We start from the raw sequence: 4,021 nt of genomic DNA on the forward strand, positions 1-4,021 counted from the left end.
GGACCGGCCGGGGGACAAGCGGCTGGTCGCCTACCTGGTGCCCGCCCCGGAGGGGGCGCCCGAGGCGGGCGAGCTGTCCGGCCGGCTGCGCCGCGACCTGCCCGACTACATGGTGCCGGCGGCGTTCGTCACCGTGGACGCGCTGCCGCTGACCGCCAACGGCAAGCTCGACCGGGCCGCCCTGCCGGCCCCCGAGTACGGGTCCTCGACCGCCGGGCGCGGCCCCCGGACGCCGCAGGAGCAGCTGCTGTGCGGCCTCGTCGCCGAGGTGCTCGGCCGGGAGCAGGTGGGCATCGACGACAACTTCTTCGACCTGGGCGGGCACTCGCTGCTGGCCGCCCGGCTGGCCTCCCGGGTCCGCGAGACCCTCGGCCTGGAGTTGGGCCTGCGGATGCTGTTCGAGGCGCCGACCGTGGCCGGTCTCACCGAGCGCCTGCTCCTGGACGACCCCGAGGACGCGTTGGACGTGGTGCTGCCGCTGCGGTCGACCGGGACCGGGACGCCGCTGTTCTGCGTCCACCCCGGCGGCGGCATCAGCTGGTCGTACAGCGGCCTGCTGAACCACCTCGGCCCGCAGCACCCGGTCTACGCCATCCAGGCGCGCGGCCTCGGCCGGCCCGAACCCCTGCCGACGTCCTACGAGGAGATGGCGGCGGACTACGCCGACCAGATCCAGAAGATCCAGCCGGAGGGCCCGTACCTGCTCCTCGGCTGGTCCGCCGGCGGGCTGATCGCCCACGCGCTCGCCTGCGAGCTGCAGTCGCGCGGCGAACGGACCGCGCTGCTGGCGATCCTCGACGCCTACCCGGTGAAGGAGGTGCGGTTCGAGGTGGCTCCGGTGCCCACCGTGCGGGACGTGCTCGTCGGCGTGCTCGACGTCGACCCGGACGAGCTGGGCGACCGGGAGATCACCTACGCCGAGGTCGCCGAGGTGCTGAACCGCCGGGGCAGCGCGCTGGCCGGCCTGACCGAGCGGCAGGTCGAGGTGATCGTCGAGATCATGATCAACAACTCGAAGCTGGCGGTCGACTTCGTCCCCGGCGGCTTCGACGGGGACCTGCTGCTGTTCAACTCCACGATCGACCGCGCCGAGGACAACGCCGGGCCCGAGACCTGGCGCCCCTACGTCACCGGCCGGATCGAGTCCCACGAGATCACCACCCGGCACGACCGGATGACCCAGGCCGGCTCGCTGGCCCAGATCGGACCGGTCCTGGCCGCCAGGATCACCGAGGCCGTCGGCGACACCGACGGCACCACCACCCTTTCCCACCAGGAGGACTGACCCATGACCAACCCCTTCGACGACCAGGACGGCACCTTCCTCGTGCTCGTCAACGAGGAGAACCAGCACTCGCTCTGGCCCCAGTTCGCCGACGTCCCCGACGGCTGGACCGTCGTCCACGGCCCCGACACCAACGCCGCCTGCCTGGAGTACGTCGAGAAGTCCTGGACCGACATGCGGCCCAGGAGCCTCGCCGACGCCATGGACACCCGGAAGTAGCGCGGCCCGTAGTGAACCCGACCGACACCACGGACGAGGCCCGCCCCGCGGCGGGCCTCGCCCCGGCCCACGACCCCGTCCCGTCCCACGACTTCGCCGCGGACCTGCTCACCCCCGAGGTCCGGCGGGACCCGTACCCCCTCTACGCCCGCATGCGGCGCGAGAGCCCCGTCCACCGCAGCGACCAGGGCATCTGGTACCTCACCCGGTACGCCGACATCGAGGCGGCCCTGGGCGACCTGCGGCTGTCCAACGACCGCGACCGGATGACGCGGGCCTACAGCGCGCTCGGCGGCGACCTGAAGGCCCTGAGCCGGCTCACTGACCGGCTCGGCCGGGTGATGACCAACACCGATCCGCCGGACCACAGCCGGCTGCGCAAGCTGGCCAACCGGGCCTTCACCGCCCGCCGGGTCGAAGCGCTGCGCGACGGCGTCCAGGGCATCGTCGACCGGCTCGTCGACGAGGCGGTCGCGGCCGGGCGGAGCATGGACCTGATCGAGGCCGTCGCCGCCCCGCTGCCGATGTCCGTCGTCTGCGAGCTCTTCGGCATCCCGGAGGAGGACCGGCCGCGGGTCAAGGGCTGGTTCCGCCGCTTCGGCCGGCTCACCGAGGACATCGACAAGTCCGAGGCGGCGATCGACCAGTACGAGGAGTACCTGTCCGGGCTCATCCGGGAGCGCCGGCGCGCGCCGGGCGACGACCTGATCAGCGCCCTGGTCGCCACCCAGGCGCAGGACGAGCGGCTCACCGACTCCGAACTGCTGTCCACGTGCTTCGTCCTGATCACCGCCGGCGACGAGACCACCGCCAACCTGATCAACAACGGCGTCCTCGCCCTGCTGCGCCACCCGGACCAACTGGCCCGGCTGCGGGCGGATCCGGGGCTGATCCGCGGCGCCGTCGAGGAGCTCGCCCGCTACGACACGGTGACCCAGGCGATCGTCCGGGTCGTCGCGGAGGACCTGGAGATCGGCGGACGGACACTGCGGGAGGGGGACCTGGCGTACCTGTTCCTCGCCGCGGCCAACCGCGACCCGGACCGCTTCGAGGACCCCGACCGGCTCGACCTCACCCGCCCCGGCAACCGGCACCTGACCTTCGGCCACGGCCCGCACTTCTGCCTCGGCGGCCCACTGGCCAAGCTCCAGGCCGAGGTGGCGATCGGCACGCTGGTGCGCCGGCTGCCCGAACTGCGGCTGGCCGACGAGGCGGCGCTGGACTGGCGGCCCAACCCGCTGCAACGGCGGCTGAGCGCCCTCCCGGTCACCTACTGACCATGAACGACGACCACTGACCATGAACGACGACGAAGGAGTACCGACCATGGCCCGAGAGTTCGAGGTCCGCCGGGAACAGGACCTGCCCGCCACGCCCGAACAGGTCTGGGACGCGGTCGCCACCGGCGCCGGCAACCTCGGCTGGCTGTACCCGATGGAGGTCGAGCCGCGCGTCGGCGGAAAGGCCAGCCGGGGCGACTCCACCGTCGTGGCGTGGGAGCCGCCGCGGCGGTTCGCCGTCCGGGCGACCCAGGACGGCGGGTTCTCCAACACGCTCAGCTACCACATCGAGCCCGCCGACGGCGGAACGAGCCACCTGCGGATGGGCATCCACTGGGTGCACACGGGCGTCGTCGACGAGGCCTGGATGTGGGACGCCAAGTCGGACGCGGCCGAGAAGCACGTCGACTTCTACCAGCACGGCCTCGCCGAGTACCTGCGGCACTTCGCCGGCCGCCCCGCCGTCTACGTCAGGGCCCCGCGCCCCGAACCCACCGCCGACCCGGCCGACTTCGCCGCCCTGCGGCTGCGCCTCGGCCTCGCCGCCGACGCGGCCGTCGGCGACCGCCTGCGACTCGACGTCCCCGGTACGGACGGCGGCCCGGAGGAGGTGGTCGTGGACTGGCTCAGCCCCGACTTCGTCGGCCTGCGCGGCCCGGACGCGCTCTACCGGTTCTTCAACGGCAGCACCTGGAACGTGCCGATCTGGCTCGGCCACCACCTGTTCGCCGAGGACGCCGACGAGCAGCGGGCCACCGCGGCGTGGACCGCCTGGCTCAACGACACCCAAGCCTAGGAACCCCGATGGAAACCTCCACCAGGACACTGCTCTTCGCCGCCGAACTCGTCGAGGAGAACGGCACGTACACGCTGCTCGTCGAGGACGTGCGAAGCGGCAGCGTCGAGACCACCCCGGTCCCCAAGGCCATGGTCGACAAGCTCCCGACCTTCCTCTCGGCGCTCGCCGCCAAGCTCAACCCTCCGGCGCCGCGCCGCCGTTGGTAGCCCTTCCCGCGCCGTGAGGCCGGTGCCGTCCGGGAGCCGCCGCTCCCGGACGGCACCGGCCTCGCCGCGTCCGGCGGCGCTCACCGGCCGGACCGCCCTCGCCGGCGCGGGTGGGGGCCGACTCCGCTCGACGCAGTTAGGGCCTGTGTGATGTTGTGATCAATCTTCGGGTTCTGCCCCGCTCCGGGGCAGAACCCGGTAGGACTGTTGGATGTGACGCGCAGGCAACTCA

Annotated in this window: 5 protein-coding genes; all 5 read left to right on the top strand. The window is 72.7% G+C overall.

Annotation, left to right across the window (positions count from 1 at the left end):
* Nucleotides 1-1,285 (top strand): alpha/beta fold hydrolase (locus tag ACWDCZ_RS39170; protein WP_449818455.1); only part of this gene is annotated, 1,285 nt, incomplete at its 5' end.
* Nucleotides 1,286-1,288: 3 nt separating this feature from the next.
* Nucleotides 1,289-1,504 (top strand): MbtH family protein, encoded by a 216-nt coding sequence (locus ACWDCZ_RS39175; protein WP_074005862.1) that lies wholly within the window; start codon nt 1,289-1,291, stop codon nt 1,502-1,504.
* A gap of 11 nt (nt 1,505-1,515) precedes the next feature.
* Nucleotides 1,516-2,781: a cytochrome P450 gene (locus ACWDCZ_RS39180; protein WP_449818456.1), complete on the top strand. Its 1,266-nt coding sequence runs from the start codon at nt 1,516-1,518 to the stop codon at nt 2,779-2,781.
* Nucleotides 2,782-2,830: 49 nt separating this feature from the next.
* Nucleotides 2,831-3,580: an SRPBCC family protein gene (locus tag ACWDCZ_RS39185; RefSeq protein ID WP_380775374.1), complete on the top strand. Its 750-nt coding sequence runs from the start codon at nt 2,831-2,833 to the stop codon at nt 3,578-3,580.
* An 8-nt stretch (nt 3,581-3,588) separates the two neighbouring features.
* Nucleotides 3,589-3,789 carry a hypothetical protein gene (locus ACWDCZ_RS39190; RefSeq protein ID WP_380670838.1) on the top strand — a complete coding sequence of 67 codons (201 nt, stop codon included), beginning with the start codon at nt 3,589-3,591 and terminating at the stop codon, nt 3,787-3,789.
* Nucleotides 3,790-4,021 lie beyond the last annotated feature (232 nt).

The organism is Kitasatospora sp. NPDC001225 (assembly GCF_053597855.1).